The sequence below is a fragment of the Arthrobacter sp. UKPF54-2 genome (assembly GCF_007858535.1).
Classification (GTDB): domain Bacteria; phylum Actinomycetota; class Actinomycetes; order Actinomycetales; family Micrococcaceae; genus Arthrobacter.
In genome coordinates, this window is record NZ_CP040174.1 from 2,394,423 (window position 1) to 2,410,052 (window position 15,630).

General features: G+C 69.0%; 15 protein-coding genes. 7 read left to right on the top strand and 8 right to left on the bottom strand.

The window, feature by feature from the left end; translation table 11 throughout:
* Window positions 1-15: 15 nt before the first annotated feature.
* Window positions 16-819, top strand: a complete 804-nt coding sequence (locus E7Y32_RS11005) for a metal ABC transporter ATP-binding protein (protein ID WP_146338536.1) — start codon at window positions 16-18, stop codon at window positions 817-819.
* A complete protein-coding gene (locus tag E7Y32_RS11010; RefSeq protein ID WP_146337150.1) occupies window positions 820-1,707 on the top strand; it encodes a metal ABC transporter permease in 888 nt (295 codons plus the stop codon). It begins immediately after the preceding gene.
* A 51-nt stretch (window positions 1,708-1,758) separates the two neighbouring features.
* Here E7Y32_RS11010 and E7Y32_RS11015 read toward each other — a convergent pair whose 3' ends face one another.
* A complete protein-coding gene (locus tag E7Y32_RS11015) occupies window positions 1,759-2,256 on the bottom strand; it encodes a Fur family transcriptional regulator (protein WP_261382419.1) in 498 nt (165 codons plus the stop codon).
* A gap of 104 nt (window positions 2,257-2,360) precedes the next feature.
* Between E7Y32_RS11015 and E7Y32_RS11020 the strand changes: the two genes are divergently transcribed.
* Complete coding sequence (locus E7Y32_RS11020; protein ID WP_146337151.1) at window positions 2,361-3,017, top strand: MBL fold metallo-hydrolase; 657 nt, start codon at window positions 2,361-2,363, stop codon at window positions 3,015-3,017.
* Here the strand turns inward: E7Y32_RS11020 and E7Y32_RS11025 are convergent.
* Window positions 3,014-4,111 (bottom strand): PLP-dependent cysteine synthase family protein, encoded by a 1,098-nt coding sequence (locus E7Y32_RS11025; protein WP_146337152.1) that lies wholly within the window; start codon window positions 4,109-4,111, stop codon window positions 3,014-3,016. The genes E7Y32_RS11020 and E7Y32_RS11025 overlap by 4 nt on opposite strands.
* A 64-nt stretch (window positions 4,112-4,175) precedes the next feature.
* On the opposite strand from E7Y32_RS11025, the gene E7Y32_RS11030 reads away from it, so the two are divergent.
* A complete protein-coding gene (locus tag E7Y32_RS11030; protein WP_146337153.1) occupies window positions 4,176-5,021 on the top strand; it encodes a sulfurtransferase in 846 nt (281 codons plus the stop codon).
* A gap of 42 nt (window positions 5,022-5,063) precedes the next feature.
* On the opposite strand, the gene E7Y32_RS11035 is transcribed toward E7Y32_RS11030, so the two are convergent.
* On the bottom strand, window positions 5,064-6,455 hold the full coding sequence (locus E7Y32_RS11035; protein WP_261382625.1) for an HNH endonuclease signature motif containing protein: 1,392 nt from the start codon (window positions 6,453-6,455) through the stop codon (window positions 5,064-5,066).
* Between the two features lie 181 nt (window positions 6,456-6,636).
* Window positions 6,637-7,068: a hypothetical protein gene (locus E7Y32_RS11040; protein ID WP_146337155.1), complete on the bottom strand. Its 432-nt coding sequence runs from the start codon at window positions 7,066-7,068 to the stop codon at window positions 6,637-6,639.
* Between the two features lie 144 nt (window positions 7,069-7,212).
* Here E7Y32_RS11040 and E7Y32_RS11045 point away from each other — a divergent pair, with 144 nt between their 5' ends.
* Together E7Y32_RS11045 and E7Y32_RS11050 are read left to right on the top strand one after the other, a co-directional pair.
* The gene (locus E7Y32_RS11045) at window positions 7,213-8,379 is read left to right on the top strand and encodes an NAD(P)-dependent alcohol dehydrogenase (protein WP_146337156.1); all 1,167 of its coding nucleotides are present in this window, start codon (window positions 7,213-7,215) and stop codon (window positions 8,377-8,379) included.
* Entirely contained in the window at window positions 8,376-8,804 is a 429-nt protein-coding gene (locus E7Y32_RS11050; protein ID WP_146337157.1) for an HIT family protein, read from the top strand. The genes E7Y32_RS11045 and E7Y32_RS11050 overlap by 4 nt, the downstream gene beginning before the upstream one ends.
* A gap of 9 nt (window positions 8,805-8,813) precedes the next feature.
* On the opposite strand, the gene hrpA is transcribed toward E7Y32_RS11050, so the two are convergent.
* A complete protein-coding gene (hrpA, locus tag E7Y32_RS11055; protein ID WP_146337158.1) occupies window positions 8,814-12,803 on the bottom strand; it encodes an ATP-dependent RNA helicase HrpA in 3,990 nt (1,329 codons plus the stop codon).
* A 110-nt stretch (window positions 12,804-12,913) separates the two neighbouring features.
* Window positions 12,914-13,081, bottom strand: coding sequence for a hypothetical protein (locus E7Y32_RS16295; RefSeq protein ID WP_186466978.1), 168 nt, complete (start codon window positions 13,079-13,081; stop codon window positions 12,914-12,916).
* Window positions 13,082-13,162: 81 nt separating this feature from the next.
* Here E7Y32_RS16295 and E7Y32_RS11060 point away from each other — a divergent pair, with 81 nt between their 5' ends.
* On the top strand, window positions 13,163-14,128 hold the full coding sequence (locus tag E7Y32_RS11060) for a GlxA family transcriptional regulator (RefSeq protein WP_146337159.1): 966 nt from the start codon (window positions 13,163-13,165) through the stop codon (window positions 14,126-14,128).
* Window positions 14,129-14,163: 35 nt separating this feature from the next.
* On the opposite strand, the gene E7Y32_RS11065 is transcribed toward E7Y32_RS11060, so the two are convergent.
* Window positions 14,164-14,463, bottom strand: coding sequence for a protealysin inhibitor emfourin (locus E7Y32_RS11065; protein WP_146337160.1), 300 nt, complete (start codon window positions 14,461-14,463; stop codon window positions 14,164-14,166).
* 42 nt (window positions 14,464-14,505) lie between these two features.
* Complete coding sequence (locus E7Y32_RS11070; protein WP_146337161.1) at window positions 14,506-15,567, bottom strand: M4 family metallopeptidase; 1,062 nt, start codon at window positions 15,565-15,567, stop codon at window positions 14,506-14,508.
* Window positions 15,568-15,630: the final 63 nt, after the last annotated feature.

Here is a 15,630-nt window from a genome sequence, read left to right on the forward strand (position 1 = left end):
CAGTTGACACCCGTCGTGAGCCTGCGCGGAGCCTCCCTGAAGTTCGGCACGAGGACCCTGTGGGAGAACCTGGACCTGGACATCAATCCGGGTGAATTTTTTGCGGTCCTCGGCCCAAACGGCAGCGGGAAGACCACCTTCCTCAAGGTCCTGCTCGGGCTGCAGGAACTGACGTCCGGCACCGCCGTCCTGGCCGGAGCGCCGATCGCCCGGGGCAACCCCCGGATCGGCTACATCCCGCAGCAGGAATCCCTCGACCCGGACACACCCTTGCGCGCCCGCGACCTCGTGGGCCTCGGGGTGGACGGCCACCGCTGGGGGATCCGCCTCGGCGGGGCCAAGGTGAACCGCAAGATCGACCGGCTCCTCGAACGGGTGGGCGCCCTGGACTACGCCAAGGTCCCGGTGGGCCAGCTCTCCGGCGGCGAACAGCAGCGGCTGAGGGTGGCGCAGGCCCTCGCGACGGACCCCAGCGTGCTGCTCTGCGACGAGCCGCTGCTCTCGCTCGACCTGCAGCACCAGCAGGCCGTCAGCGCCCTGATCAACGAGCAGTGCCACGCGCAGAAGAGCGCCGTGGTGTTCGTGACGCACGAGATCAACCCGATCATGGATTACGTGGACCGGGTCCTCTATCTCGCCGGCGGCCGTTTCAAGGTGGGCACCCCCGCGGAAGTCATGACCACCGAGGTGCTCTCCAACCTTTACGGCAGCCGCGTGGAAGTGATCCACGCCAACGGCCGGATGATCGTGGCAGGCATTCCGGACGGCGCCACCCACCACCACGAGGACGCGCACGCGATCGCCGGGGAGGTCGGATAAATGGACCTCGACAGCGTGCTGCAATCAATTTTCAACTTCGAGAACTACGGCGAACTGCTTGTGCTGGTGCAGAACTCCATCTGGGCCGGGGCGGTGCTGGGCCTGCTCGGCGGCCTGGTGGGCACCTTTGTGATGAAGCGCGACCTGGCGTTCGCTGTGCACGGCATCTCCGAGCTCTCCTTCGCCGGCGCGGCCTTTGCCCTGCTGGTCGGCGCCGACGTGGTGCTCGGTTCACTCGCCGGGTCCGTGGTGGCGGCGCTGCTGCTGGGCCTGATGGGCGTCCGGGCCCGGGACAAGAACTCGACCATCGGCGTGCTGATGCCGTTCGGCCTGGGCCTGGGCATCCTGTTCCTCTCGCTCTATGAAGGCCGCGCGGCAAACAAGTTCGGCCTGCTCACCGGCCAGATCGTCTCCGTCGGCACGGTGCAGCTGCAGGTGCTCGCCGGCGCCGCCGTCGTCGTGATGCTGGCGCTGGTGGCCATCTGGCGGCCACTGACGTTCGCGAGCGTGGACCCCGCCGTCGCCGCCGCCCGCGGCGTCCCGGTCCGGGCCCTTGCCCTGGGCTTTATGCTGCTGCTGGGCGTGAGTGTGGCCCTGTCCATCCAGATTGTCGGTGCCCTGCTGGTGCTGGCGCTGCTGATCACCCCGGCCGCCGCGGCCCTGCGGGTGACCTCTTCGCCGCGGCTGGTGGTGCTGCTGAGCATCGTCTTTGCGGTGACGGCGACGGTGGGCGGCATCCTGCTGGCCCTCGGGGGAAGGCTTCCCATCAGCCCGTACGTGACAACGCTGTCCTTTGTGATCTACGTGGTGTGCCGCGTGGTCGGCGGCCTCCGGGCCAAGCGCGGCCTCAACGGCCGGGTGATTCGGCCCGTGTCGGTGAGCGCGTAGATTCAGCCGCCAGGTGCGGAGCCTGGTGACCGGCTGTGGCCGCGCCGTGCGTTAGCTGCCGGCCCGCAGGGCGGTGCACTCGGGGCACAGCCCGAAGATCTCTACCGTGTGCTCCACCGCGGTGAAGCCGTGCTCGCTTGCGATCCGCGCGGCCCAGGCTTCGACGGCGGGCGCCTCCACCTCAACGGCCTTGCCGCAGTTGCGGCAGAGCAGGTGGTGGTGGTGTCCGGTGACGGCGCACCGCCGGTAGACCACTTCGCCGTCCGCGTTCCGCAGCACGTCCACCAGGCCGTCGTCGGCGAGGGACTGCAGGATCCGGTAGGAGGTGGCGAGGGAAACCGAGGTGCCGCGCTCCTGCAGGATGCGGTGCAGTTCCTGGGTGCTGACGAAGTCGTCCAGTTCGTCCAGGGCGGCGCTGACCGCCAACCGCTGCTTGGTGACGCGCTGTTCCTTGCCCGGTTCCTTGCCGGCGGGCTGTTCCTTGGCGCCGGCCACGGCCAAGGCCTCGGCCGGTGCCTGGCTGCCGCCGGTGGTGGCGCCCTGGGACATGGGGAAACTCGCTTCGCTGGGGTCATGCTGCGGGTAGAGCAGGCTCCCAGATTACCAGCCGGGCACCGTGGACACCGCTTCGGAGGGCGCCATAGGCTGGCCGGATGAAGCTGACGAAATTCACCCACGCTTGTGTCCGGATCGAAAAGGAAGGGCGGGTGCTGGTGCTGGACCCGGGAACATTCTCCGAAACGGACCAGGCTCTCGACGGCGCGGCCGCCGTGCTGATCACGCATGAACACGCGGACCACATCGACGTCGACGCCGTCTCCGGCGCGCTGCTGGCCAGCCCCGAGCTACAGCTGTTCGCGCCCGCCGGCGTGGCCGCGGAGCTCAAGGGCAAGGCGCCTGAGGCGGCCGCGCGGATCCACACTGTGGGAGCCGGCGAGTCCTTTGAGGCGGCCGGCTTTGCCGTCCGGAGTTTTGGCGGCCAGCACGCGCTCATCCATCCGCAGATTCCGGTGGTCGCGAACGTCGGCTATCTGGTGGACTCCAACGTCTACCATCCGGGGGATTCCTTCGTGATCCCGGACGGCATCGAGGTGCAGACCCTGCTGGTGCCGATCCACGCGCCCTGGAACAAAGTGGGTGAGGTTGTGGACTTCGTCATTGGCGTCCGCGCGCCGCGGGCCTTCCCGATCCACGATGCCCTGCTGAATGACACGGGACGCGGCCTGATCGAGGGGCACGTGACGCGGATCGGGGCCAGGTACGGCACCGAATACCGCCACCTCGCCAGCGGCGAATCCGTGGAGGTTTAGCCCGCCGCCCAGGTCCCGCTGGCGAAAAATTCCCGGATGGTGGCCTCGTGGGGTGCCGGGTCCAGGCCTTGGGTCTGCAGCCACTCGGTGCTGTAATAGTTGCCGGTGTAGCGGTCGCCGGCGTCGCACATCAGCGAGACGACGCTGCCGCGGCGGCCTTCGGCGATCATCTGGGCGATGAGCTGCCACACGCCCCAGAGGTTGGTGCCGGTGGACGGGCCCGCGTGCAGGCCCGCGTGTTCGCGCAGGTGGCGCATGGCAGCCACCGAGGCGGCATCCGGCACTTGGATCATGTGGTCGATCACGGCGGGCACGAAGCTCGGCTCCAGCCGTGGCCGCCCGATGCCTTCGATCCGGGAGGGCAGGCCGGTGGCCTCCGACGCCGACCCGCCGTCCCGGCTGGCCAGCCAGCCCGGAAAGAACGTGGAATTCTCCGGATCGACGACGGCGAGGCCGGTGTCGTGCTGCTGGTAGCGCAGGTACCGGCCGATCGTGGCGCTGGTTCCGCCGGTGCCCGCCCCCACCACGATCCAGCGGGGGACCGGGTGCTCCTCGAGTGCCAACTGGCCGAAGATCGACTCGGCGATGTTGTTGTTCCCCCGCCAGTCGGTGGCGCGCTCGGCGTAGGTGAACTGGTCCATGTAGTGGCCGCCGGTGCGGCGGGCCAGGTCCTCGGCGGCCGCGTACACCTCGGAGGCGTGGTCCACCAGGTGGCAGGATCCGCCGAACTGTTCAATTAGCGCGATCTTTTCGCGGCTCGTGGTCCGGGTCATTACGGCGATGAACGGCAGCCCCAGCAGTTGGGCGAAGTACGCCTCGGAGACGGCGGTGCTTCCGCTGGAGGCCTCGACGATGGTGGTGCCTTCGCGGATCCAGCCGTTGACCAGCCCGAACAGGAACAGCGAGCGGGCCAGGCGGTGCTTCAGGCTGCCCGTGCGGTGGGTTGATTCGTCCTTGAGATACAGCCGGACACCCCAGTGTTCGGGCAGCGGCACCGAGTAAAGGTGCGTGTCGGCGGATCTGTTGTTCTCGGCATTGATCCGGCGGATGGCTTCGTCGGCCCAAACCCGGTCCTGCTGGCGCACTCTTGTCACCGCATCAGCCTACCCGCGGCGCCGGCTGCCCACGGGCAGTGCGGGCCACGGTTAGAGTGGGCGGATGGACACCCTGATGACTGTGGCCGAGCTCAAAGACCGGCTGGACTCCGGCACACGGACCGTGCTGCTGGACGTCCGCTGGGCGCTCGGCGACCCGCACGGCCGCGAGCATTATCTTCAGGCGCACATCCCTGGCGCGGTCTTCGTTGACCTCGCTACCGAGCTGGCGGGCCCCGCCGATCCAAGCCGGGGACGCCACCCGCTGCCGCCGCTGGAGCAGTTCCAGCAGTCCGCGCGCTCCTGGGGCATCCGGGACGGCGACGTGGTGGTGGCTTACGACGGCACCGGCAACCTTGCCGCCGCTCGAGTCTGGTGGATGCTGCGCAACGCCGGCTTCCCTGGGGTCTGCCTGCTCGACGGTGGCCTGGCCGCCTGGTGCGCGGCCGGTTTCGACGTCGAGAGCGGCGAACAGGACGTCGAGGCCGGCGACGTTGTCCTGTCCGACGGTGCCATGCCGGTGATCGGCGCTGCGGAGGCGGGCGGCTGGTCCCGAGAGGGTCTGTTGCTCGATGCCCGTGCCGGGGAGCGGTACCGCGGCGAGATCGAACCCGTGGACCCCCGTGCCGGACACATACCCGGTGCCGTCAGTGCGCCCACCACCGCGAACCTGGCGGCGGACGGCCGGTTCCTCCCATCCGCTGAGCTGCGCGAACGCCTTACCGCACTGGGCGTGCACGCCGGAGTGCCCACCGCAGTGTACTGCGGCTCCGGAGTGACCGCAGCCCACGAAATCGCAGCGCTGGAAATCGCCGGCTTTTCGGCGGCCCTGTACCCGGGATCATTCTCGGAATGGTCCAACAACCCGTCGAACAGCGTCGCCACCGGCGCTGCTCCCGACGGCGACTAGCTCCGGCTGGGCTGCCCCGGCTGTGCGGCAGGCTAGCGCAGGCTACGCCGCCGGCTGAACTACCGGGTGGGCGCGGTTTGCCTTGTGCCTGCGTTTTCTTGTCCTGAACGGCCTTGGAGGTTCCGCAGTATCGCCGTCGTCCGCGGTTCGGCATGGCCGCCGGATGACGGGCGTTCCCGGAAGCGGCGGGGCGCTGGAGTAGTAGGAGTGGCCGGTCGGTGTCGTGACTTCCAGGGTGTGCCGGCTTCCCGGGCGGGTCTGGGCGTTCCAGCCGGGTGCTTCTTTGGTGTGGTTGCAGGCTTCGCAGAGTCCGGCGCCGTTGGCGAGGCTCGTGGTGCCGCCGTTGTGCCAGGGGACGATGTGGTCCAGGTGGCGGATGGGGGCGTCGCAATAGGGAGTGCGGCAGGTGTCGTCGCGAGCCTGGATGAAGCGGCGCAGTGCGGGCGGGAAGAGTCTGGCGCGGGAGTCCATGGCGACGAGGTCGCCGGTGGCCGGGGCGGTGTATAGCCGGCGGAGCCAGGTCGCCATGGCTCCGCCGTCGCCCGCGCCGCCCGAGTCGCCCGCGGCGGCGGTGCGTGCGTTCTGGAGCAGGGCACTTGCCCACCCCGCGGGGACGATGCCGTAGCCGGGGAGCCGGGCGGGTTCGCTGTCGCCCTGGAAGAGGGTGCGGTCGGTCATAACGAGCTGGATTTCGATGCCGCTGACCCCGCCGGGAGCGCCGGTCACGCGTTCCACGAATGTGTCGGCCATCAGCTGGCCGCGTGAGCGGGTATCCCCGGCGGAGTGGGCGGTGTCCGCGGCCCGGGTCAGGGCGGCGTGCACAGCGACGCCCGCGGCGACGGGCAGCAGGGCGGTGACGTAGCACATGGTGTCCGGGGCCGGGCGGAGGCTGACGTGGCGTTCGGTCTCAGCATGCGCAGCGCGCTCGGTGACGGAGCGTGGGTCGCGGCGGTAGGCTGCGGACCGCGCCGCGGCGATGATCGCCCGGTCGCCCGCCCCGCTGAAAGTCCCGGCGTCGGGGGCGAGTTCCTCGTCCACGGCGGCGCGGTCCGTTGCGGTCAGGCAGGCGGTCTCCCGCACCAGGAGCGTGGCGCGCCATTCACTGAGCTGGCCGGTTTCCAGGGCGGCGAGCGTGTGCGGCATTTCGGTGACCAGTGCCTTGGCGAGGCCGAGGAGCCGGCCGCCGCGGGCGGGGGATTCGCGCCGGGCGAGGGCGATCTGCGCACCCACACCGGCCCCGAGCTGGTCGGCCGGCAAACCGGCGTCGGCCTGTTCGCGGCGCTGGAGCACATCGAACGCGACGGCCAGACGGGCCTGACGGGCGGCAAGGGCAGACTTCCGGTCCTCCAGTTCGCGTATTTCGTCGATGAGGCCAGCGGCAGTGGCCGGACAGGGGAGGGCGGCCAGGATCAAGCTCAGGTCCCTGACCGTCATGCCTGCCGTCGGAGCCACTTCGGGCCCTTGCTTGCCGTCCATGGAAACAGACTATTGGGCACCTGTGACAATTAAAGCGTCCGCAGTAAACCGGCGTGCTGTCGCGGCCGCTCCAGGATGGACGGCGACGACCTGGCCGGCCGCCCCGGTGACTTCTCGGTCGGGCGAGCCACTTCGGCGCCTAGCGTCCGCCGACCAGCACATTTTGATGCGTCTTGCGCCACCCTTGGGCTTCAAATTCTTTCGTCTCGAAGCCGTCCGTGACCAAGGTGGCCGACATGCCGTCCAGTCCTGAGACGGAGACGATCTGGCCGGTCGTCATGGAGCTGCCGCAGCCGCCGAGGAAACTGCCCGGTTTAGCTTCGGAAACCGCGATCAAACAGGTCAGCGTCCGATTATCGCCATGGGCGGCGTAATAGCGCACTCCGTCGGCCTCCGCGAGAAGCCGGGCGTTTTCCAGCTTGGGGTTCTCGGCTGTGGCGGCCTCTGCTGGCAGCTGGTCCGCGGCCGCCGCGTCGCGCTGGAACACCGCGAGTCCTGCCGGTGCTGAACACCCGCCAAGCATCAACGCGATGCCGACCGTCCCGAATATGTGAATTGCTCGACGATTCATTGCGCTGCCCCCTCAGGCTTTCTTTCGTGTGCCTGACGCTACAGCAGCGCGCCCGAACGTTCCGGCATGCCGCACGCGCGTACCGCCCAGCGACACCCAGCCCCAAAGTGGCACGCAAACCACTCCCGGGGGTAGCGTCAAACCATGACTCCCGGACGCCCCGTACCGCCGCCCCTCGCCAAGCCGCTTCCCGACCTGACCGCCAGCAACGACGACGGCGACGCCGCCACCGGCCCCACGCTCGCCGCCGCCTACGGGGCCACGTCCAGCGACAGCGGCCTCGTCCCGCTGACCGTGGCCCGGCGTGCGCCCAAACACGACGACGTCGAGATCGCCATCGAGTTCTGCGGGCTCTGCCACTCGGACGTGCACGCCACCCGCGGAGAATGGGGAACCCAGCACTACCCCCTCGTCCCGGGGCACGAAATCGTGGGCCGCGTCAGCCGGGTCGGCTCCGCCGTCGACGACTTCTCCGTCGGCGAGCGCGTCGGCGTCGGCTGCCTGGTCGATTCCTGCCGCGAATGCGACAGCTGCCTCGACGGCCTTGAGCAGTACTGCGAAAACGGCATGACCGGAACCTACGGCGCCAAGGACCGGCGCAACGGCGACGCCATCACCCAGGGCGGCTATTCCACCTCGATTGTGGTGGACCGCAACTACGTGCTCCGGGTGCCGGAGGGCATGGACCCGGCCGCAGCGGCGCCGCTGCTCTGCGCCGGCATCACCACCTATTCGCCGCTCAACCACTTCGAGGTCGAGGAAGGCGACGTCGTCGGCGTCGTCGGGCTCGGCGGCCTCGGCCACATGGCCGTCAAGATCGCGAAGGCGATGGGCGCGGAGGTGACCGTCTTTACGACGTCGGAGGCGAAGTTCGCGGCGGCCCGCGAGCTGGGCGCCGACCACGTGGTCCTCTCCACGGACCCGGCCGCCATGGAGGCCGCAGACCGCAGCATCGACGTCATCATCGACACCGTCGCCGCGCCGCACGACCTCAACCCCTACTTCAAAACCCTGCGCGTCGACGGGGCACTCTTCCAGCTGGGCCTGCCCTCCGAAGCCATGCCGCCGGTCAACCCCGGCGCGCTGATCCGGCGCCGGATCGCCTACGCGGGCTCGCTGATCGGCGGCATCGCCGAGACCCAGGAGATGCTGGACTTCTGCGCCGAGCACGGTGTGCTGTCCGAGATCGAGCTGGTTCGCGCGGACCAGCTCAACGAGGCCTACGACCGTATGGTGGCGGGCGACGTGAAGTACCGGTTTGTCCTGGACGCCAGCACCCTGGGGTCCCCGGCGGAAAAGGCGGATGTATGAGCACCCTGTTCACCAAGATCATCAACGGCGAAATCCCGGGCCGCTTCGTCTGGCGCGAGGACGACGTCGTCGCGTTCCTGACCGTGGGCCCCCTCGCCGACGGCCACACGCTCGTGGTGCCCACCCAGGAAGTGGACCGCTGGACGGATGCCCCGCCCGAGGTCCTGGCCCGGGTAATGGAGGTGGCCCGCAAGATCGGCGCCGTCCAGGTGGACGTGTTCGACGCCGCCCGGGCCGGACTGATTGTCGCCGGCTACGAGGTCAACCACCTGCACGTGCACGTGTGGCCGTCGAACTCGATGGCGGACTTCGACTTCGGCTCGGTGAACCAGCACCCGGATCCCGCGCGGCTGGACGCCAACGCGGAAAAGCTGCGCGAGGGCCTGCGGAAGGCCGGCCACGCGGAGCACGTCCCGGAGGCGTAGCCGGGACCCCTACGCCGGGGCCAGCGCCTTGTTCAGCACGGTCCGGATCCGCTTCTCGGAGACCGAATAGGCAGTGCCGAGTTCGACGGCGAAGAGGCTCACCCGCAGCTCCTCGATCATCCAGCGGACGTGGGTTAACTCGCTCCCCACCCTCCGCCCGGGCAGCAGCGCGGAAACGGCGTCGTCGTAGTCGTCCTCGAGTCCCTGGACCACAGCCATGCGCTGGGCGTCGCGCTGGACGTTCCCGGGGAGCTTCTCGAGGCGCTTCTCGATGGCCGCGAGGTAGCGCGGCAGCTGGCTGAGCTGGGCGTAGCCCGTCCGTGCCACGAACCCGGGATAGATGAGTTGCTCCAGCTGGGCCTTGACGTCATTGAGGGCGCTGATCAGGGCCAGGCTGGTGGTGCCCTTGAGCTGCTTCTCGATCCGCCGGGTGCTGGCGAGGATGCGTTCGACGACGGCGGTCACCGTAAAGACCGTGTCGATCAGCTCGGCCCGGACCTGCTCGTAGAGAGCCTTGAACGAGGCCTCGTCCCACGGCAGTTCGGCCGGGGTGAGTTTGTCGATCGCGGCCAACGCGCAGTCCGCGATCAGCGCCGGCACCGAGCCGTGCGGGTTCTGGCTGAAGGTCAGCTTTTCGGTGTTGTTCAGGTGCTCCAGGACGTAGCGGTCCGGCGGCGGCACCTTCAGGGCGAGCAGCCGGATGACCCCGCCGCGCATGGCCTGCTCCTGCTCGGAAGTGGTCTGGAACAGCCGGAGCGCCACGGAGGTGCCCTCGTCGACCAGAGCCGGATAGCCCGTGACGGTGTGGCCCTTGACGGTTCCCTGGACCTGGCGCTGCACGGTGCCGAAGGTCCAGTCCTTCAGCCCGGACAGCTCGGTGAAACCGGGCGCCGCCGCGGCCGGTGCGGCGGCGGGTGCTTTCCAGTCCGCCCGCCCGGTGGCCTTGCCACCCGCCTTGCCGCCGGCTTTGGGCGCCGTCGTTGACGGGGTGGCGCCGAGGGACTCGGCGATGGCGCGGCGGGTGGCCGGAGCAAGCCTTTCCTGCAGCGCCGCGAGGTCCTTGCCCTCGTCAAGGACCTTGCCGCGGGGATCGACCACACGGAAGCTGACGCGCAGGTGCGACGGGACGGCGTCCCAGTTCCAGGACCCCGGCGGGATGACCTGGCCGCGGATCCGGCGCAGCACGAGTTCCAGCGACGGCTCCAGCTCGTCGGTCGCGGGATCGAAATCGGCCTCCAGCGCCGCCACGGCCTGTCGGGCGACGTCGGGTGCGGGAACGAAGTTCTTGCGCACCTGCTTCGGCAACGACTTGATCAGGGCGGTCACCAGTTCCACCCGCTGGCCCGGGATCAGCCAGCGGAACGCGGCGTCGTCGAGCTGGTTCAGGAACAGGACCGGGACCTCGGCGGTGACGCCGTCGGACGGATTCGGGGGAGAGCCGGGGGCTACCGGGTGGAACTCGTAGCTGAGCGGCAGGTCGAAGCCCTTGTGCTGCCAGCTCTTCGGGTAGGCGGAATCATCCAGCGCGTCGGCGTCCTCGCTGATCAGCAGCGCCTGGTCGAAGTCCAGCAGTGTGGGGTCCTGCTGGCGTGCGTCCTTCCACCACTTGTCGAAGTGGCGTTCGGAGACCACGTCCTTGCCGATCCGGGCGTCGTAGAACTCGAAGAGGGTCTCGTCGTCGACCAGGATGTCGCGGCGCCGCATCCGGGCCTCGAGTTCCTCGACCTCCTGGAGCAGGGCGCGGTTGCGGTGGAAGAACTTGTGGTGGGTCTGCCAGTCGCCCTCCACCAGCGCGTGCCGGATGAACAGCTCCCGGCAGAGTTCCGGGTCCACCTTGCCGTAGTTGATCCGGCGGCTCGGAATAATGGGCACGCCGTACAGCGTGACCTTCTCATGCGCCATCACCGAGCCCATCTTCTTGGACCAGTGCGGTTCGCTGTAGCTGCGCTTGACCAGGTCCGGGGCCACCTGCTCGGCCCAGAGCGGGTCGAACTTGGCGGCTACCCGGGCCCAGAGCCGACTGGTTTCTACCAGCTCGGCGGCCATCACGAAGGTGGGGGACTTCTTGAACAGGGCCGAGCCGGGGAAGATCGCGAAGCGGCTGCCCCGGGCACCGGCGTACTCGCGCTTGCGTTCGTCCAGGATGCCGATGTGGCTCAGCAGCCCCGAAAGCAGGCTGATGTGGATGCCGTCGTGGTGGCCCACCGGATCCGTGAGCCGCTTGTTGTCCAGGCTGATCCCCAGCGGCCGCGCGAGCTGGCGCAACTGGGCGAACAGGTCCTGCCACTCCCGCACACGCAGGTAGTTGATGAACTCATTGCGGCAAAGCCGGCGGAAGGCTGTCGAGGAGAGTTCCTGCTGCTTCTCCTGCAGGTAGTTCCAGAGGTTCAGGTAGCCGGTGAAGTCTGAGTTCTCGTCCCGGAACCGGGCGTGCTTCTCAGCCGCGAGCTGCTGCTTGTCGGTAGGACGCTCGCGTGGGTCCTGAATCGTGAGGGCTGCCGCCAGGATCATGACCTCACGGACGCAGCCGCGTTTGCCCGATTCGACGATCATCCGGCCGAGCCTCGGATCCACCGGCAGCTGGGCCAGCTGCTGCCCGACGGCGGTGAGCCCGCCGCCGCGGCCGCCGGAGCCGCGGCGCTGGCTGCCGCCGTCGTCGGCTTCCGGGGCGCGGGCGGCGCTCAGGGCGCCGAGTTCGCGCAGCAGCGTGACGCCGTCGTTGATCGCGCGCGAATCCGGCGGTTCAACGAACGGGAAGTTCTCCACGTCCTTCGGCCCGCGGGCGACGCCCATGGCGGTCATCTGCAGGATGACGGCGGCGAGGTTGGTGCGCAGGATCTCCGGGTCGGTGAACAGCGGCCGGGATTCGAAGTCCTCCTCGGAGTACAGCCTGATTGCGATGCCGTCCGACACGCGTCCGCAACGGCCGGAGCGCTGGTTCGCCGAGGCCTGGGAGACCCGTTCGATCGGCAGCCGCTGGACCTTGGTCCGGTGCGAGTAGCGCGAGATGCGGGCCGTGCCGGTATCGATGACGTACTTGATGCCCGGGACGGTGAGCGAGGTTTCGGCGACGTTGGTGGCCAGCACGATCCGGCGCTTGCTGCCGGGGTGGAAGACCTTGTGCTGTTCCTGCAGGCTGAGCCGGGCGAACAGGGGCAGAACCTCGGTGCCGGCCATTCGACGGTTGCTCTGGATCCGGGCGTTGAGCGCCTCGGCCGCGTCACGGATCTCGCGCTCGCCGGAGAAGAAAATCAGAATGTCGCCGGGCGCCTCGAGGGCCAGTTCGTCGACGGCGTCGCAGACCGCGTCCAGCGGGTCGCGGTCCTCTTCGAGTTCGTCGTCGGAGGAATTGTCCGCATCAACACCAACGGCGCCGGCGCCGCCGGCGGGCGCCGAAAGCGGCCGGTAGCGGATCTCCACCGGGTAGGTGCGTCCGGAGACCTCGATGATCGGGGAGGGGGCTTCCTCGCTGCCGAAGTGATTGGCGAATCGCTCCGGGTCGATGGTGGCCGAGGTGATGATGATCTTCAGGTCCGGGCGCTGGGGGAGGATGCGTTTGAGGTAGCCGAGGATGAAGTCGATGTTGAGGCTGCGCTCGTGCGCCTCGTCGATGATGATCGCGTTGTATTTGCGCAGCAGCTTGTCGCGCTGGATTTCGGCCAGCAGGATGCCGTCGGTCATCAGCTTGACCTTGGTGGAACGGCTGACCTCGCCGGTGAAGCGGACCTGGAAACCCACTTCCTGGCCGATCTCGACGCCGAGTTCCTCCGCGATGCGCTCGGCGACCGTGCGGGCGGCGAGCCGGCGGGGCTGGGTGTGGCCGATCAGGCCGTTCTCGCCCAGGCCAAGCTCAAGGCACATCTTGGGGATCTGGGTGGTCTTACCCGAGCCGGTCTCGCCGGCGATGATGGTCACCTGGTTCGCGGCGATAGCGGCCATCAGGTCCTCGCGGCGCTCGGAGACCGGCAGCTCGGCGGGGTAGGAGATATGCAGTGTCATGGCTGCACACAGTCTACTGGCCCGGCCTGCTGTCCCGGCGCCCCCGGCGCGGGACATAGGGTTGCCCGGTCCCTGGGCGGGGCCGGGCAGCGGTGGGAAGGGGGGCGGGTTTAGAAGAACCGCAGCGTGTAGCCGGTGCTGGGGAGGTCGTGGGCCATCCAGTAGTCTTCCGAGCGGACGGGCGGGTTGTGGCCAAGGCCGTCTTTCCGGAGAGCCCGGAGGGTGGCGGCGGCGGCGGCGATGACCAGGACGATGAGGGCGATTCCGATGAGTTCCATAACTCCATGGTTCTCCGGTGCGCAGGCTAAAAAAAGTGGCAGAAATGCCCAAAAAGCTCAAATTTCTGCCACACTGGATTCATGATCAATTCAGTGGCGATGATCGTGGTTCCGCACTTCTCGATCTTCGAGTTCGGGACCGCGTTTGAGGTGTTCGGCGTCGACCGCTCGGACCGCGGCACCGGGGTGCCCGCCTTCGATTTCCGGGTCTGCACGCCGGTTCCGGGGGACGTCCCGATGGAGTCCGGGCTGTCGATGCACGTGGGGCTCGGGCTGGAGGCGGCCGCGGATGCGGACCTCGTCATCATGACCCCGTTTGGCCGGGATGAGGACGTTCCCGAATCCGTCCTCGAGGCATTGCGGGCGGCGCATGCCCGGGGTGCCTGGGTTATGTCGATCTGTTCCGGGGCCTTCGCCCTGGCACGGGCCGGCCTGCTGGACGGCCGCCGCTGCACCACACACTGGCACTACTCCCAGGAGCTGGCCAGCCGCTACCCGGCAGCGCTGGTGGATGAGAACGTGCTCTACGTCGAGGACGACCGGATCATCACGAGCGCCGGCACCGCCGCCGGCATCGACGCCTGCCTGCACCTGGTCCGGGTGGAGCTGGGTGCGAACGTGGCAGCCAGCATCGCCCGGGACATGGTGGTGCCGCCGCACCGCGACGGGGGCCAGGCCCAGTTCATCGACCGGCCGATGCCGCGGTGCGGTTCGCAGCCGATGGAAGAGCTGCTGCGGTGGATGGTCGCGAACCTGGAGGAGGACCACTCGGTCAACGAGCTGGCCGCCCGCGTGCACATGTCGCCGCGGACCTTTGCCCGCCGGTTCCGGGCCGAAACCGGCGCTACCCCGGCCGCCTGGCTCAACTCGCAGCGGGTGCTGCGTGCACAGGAGCTCCTCGAAACGACGGACCTCAACATCGACGAGATCGCCCGGGAGGCAGGGTTCGGCCACTCGGTCCTTTTACGCCACCACTTTGCCAAGGTGCTGGACACCAGCCCGCAGTCCTACCGGCGGACGTTCCGCGGGCACCTCGCAGCCGTCTAACGGGCACCTCGCAGCCGTCTAACCCGGCCGGCGGTCTAGCCTGGCTGGCCGTCCTGACCGGGCGCCTCGGCGGCGGCGCGGGCACACTCGACGAGGGTCCGCCACGGACCCGTCAGCTCGCGCTCTGGCAGGACCGCCCGGCGCTGCCCGGCGCGGATGCTGTACATAAACCGGTCCGGCTGGCCGCCCGCCCCGCTGAGCCCGTCGACGGCGTCCCACGGGCACGCTTCGATGAGCGGTTGCCACCGGTCGGTGTCCTCCGGCGGCTGGGGACTGACGGTCCACGTGCGCTTCAGTCCGGCCACGCCGCCGCTGCGCTGGACAGTTATCTTCATCGGACTCGGATCTCGATTGGACTCGGATCTGCTGGAACTCGGCTAGCGCCTCGCTCCCTGGAGCTTTACCTTCACAGTTTCCCACGCCTGCACAACGGCGTCATGCTCCGCGGAACCGGCACCGTAGAGCTCCGTGGCGGACGCCGCGGTGGCCTTGGCAAAGGCGCCGAAAGTTGCGGACGCGGGCAGCGTCCCGCCCGTGAGGGTGTCGTACCAAATGCGTCCGGGGGCCTCCCACGCGTTGCCGCCCAGCGTGGTCGCGACCAGGCAGAAGGCCCGGTTGGGGATGCCCGAGTTCAGGTGCACCCCGCCGTTGTCGGCACTGGTGTGGACATAGCCGTCCATCGAGTCCGGCTGCGGATCCTTGCCCAGCACGTCGTCGTCGTACGCCGTTCCCGGAGCCTTCATGGAGCGCAGCGCCGTGCCCTGCACCTGGTCCGTGAAGAGCCCCTCGCCGATCAGCCAGCTGGCCTCCGCCGCGGACTGCTGCCTCACGTACTGTTCCACGAGGGCGCCGAAAACGTCGGAGAGGGATTCGTTGAGGGCGCCTGCCTGGTTGCGGTAGGCGAGCCCGGCCGAGTGCTGGGTGACGCCGTGGGCGAGCTCGTGGCCGATCACGCTGAGGGAGGCCGTGAAGCGGGTGAAGACCTGGCCGTCGCCGTCGCCGAAGACCATCTGCCGGCCGTCCCAGAACGCGTTGTCGTAGAGGTGGCCGAAGTGCACCGTGGCGTCCAGCGGCAGCCCGTTGCCGTCGATCGAGTTCCGGCCGAACGCCTCCGCGTAGAGCCGGTGCGTGTGGCCCAGGCCGTCGTAGGCCTCATCCGCGGCCGGATCCCCGGTGGCCGGTTCGCCCTCCTTGCGCACCAGCACCCCCGGCAGGTCCTCGGAGGCCTTCGCGTCGTACACGGTGCGCTGGGGCGGCCCCGGCGTGAGCTGCCGCAACCCCGGCGGCGCGGCGGGCGCCGGAGCCGCACGGGACGCCTGGAAACTCTTGACGTGCTGCAGCGCTTCCTTCGCGGCGCGGGCCGCCACTTGCAGCCGCGGCTCGTGGTGTTGCGCTGCCAGCCGGCGCAACAGGTAGGGCGGGATGATGGAGCAGTACATGTGAGACCCCTTTGCTTCTGCCGATGCCACCAGACTACGAGGGGGCACCGACATTTGGCAGGG

Excerpts from the sequence above, each read along its gene's own strand:
- E7Y32_RS11030 (WP_146337153.1), top strand. The coding sequence starts at position 4,176 with ATGGACACCCTGATGACTGTGGCCGAGCTCAAAGACCGGCTGGACTCC.
- E7Y32_RS11035 (WP_261382625.1), bottom strand. The coding sequence starts at position 6,455 with ATGACGGTCAGGGACCTGAGCTTGATCCTGGCCGCCCTCCCCTGTCCG.
- E7Y32_RS11070 (WP_146337161.1), bottom strand. The coding sequence starts at position 15,567 with ATGTACTGCTCCATCATCCCGCCCTACCTGTTGCGCCGGCTGGCAGCG.
- E7Y32_RS11015 (WP_261382419.1), bottom strand. The coding sequence starts at position 2,256 with ATGTCCCAGGGCGCCACCACCGGCGGCAGCCAGGCACCGGCCGAGGCC.
- E7Y32_RS11050 (WP_146337157.1), top strand. The coding sequence starts at position 8,376 with ATGAGCACCCTGTTCACCAAGATCATCAACGGCGAAATCCCGGGCCGC.
- E7Y32_RS11065 (WP_146337160.1), bottom strand. The coding sequence starts at position 14,463 with ATGAAGATAACTGTCCAGCGCAGCGGCGGCGTGGCCGGACTGAAGCGC.
- E7Y32_RS11010 (WP_146337150.1), top strand. The coding sequence starts at position 820 with ATGGACCTCGACAGCGTGCTGCAATCAATTTTCAACTTCGAGAACTAC.
- E7Y32_RS16295 (WP_186466978.1), bottom strand. The coding sequence starts at position 13,081 with ATGGAACTCATCGGAATCGCCCTCATCGTCCTGGTCATCGCCGCCGCC.
- E7Y32_RS11045 (WP_146337156.1), top strand. The coding sequence starts at position 7,213 with ATGACTCCCGGACGCCCCGTACCGCCGCCCCTCGCCAAGCCGCTTCCC.
- E7Y32_RS11060 (WP_146337159.1), top strand. The coding sequence starts at position 13,163 with ATGATCAATTCAGTGGCGATGATCGTGGTTCCGCACTTCTCGATCTTC.
- hrpA (WP_146337158.1), bottom strand. The coding sequence starts at position 12,803 with ATGACACTGCATATCTCCTACCCCGCCGAGCTGCCGGTCTCCGAGCGC.
- E7Y32_RS11040 (WP_146337155.1), bottom strand. The coding sequence starts at position 7,068 with ATGAATCGTCGAGCAATTCACATATTCGGGACGGTCGGCATCGCGTTG.
- E7Y32_RS11020 (WP_146337151.1), top strand. The coding sequence starts at position 2,361 with ATGAAGCTGACGAAATTCACCCACGCTTGTGTCCGGATCGAAAAGGAA.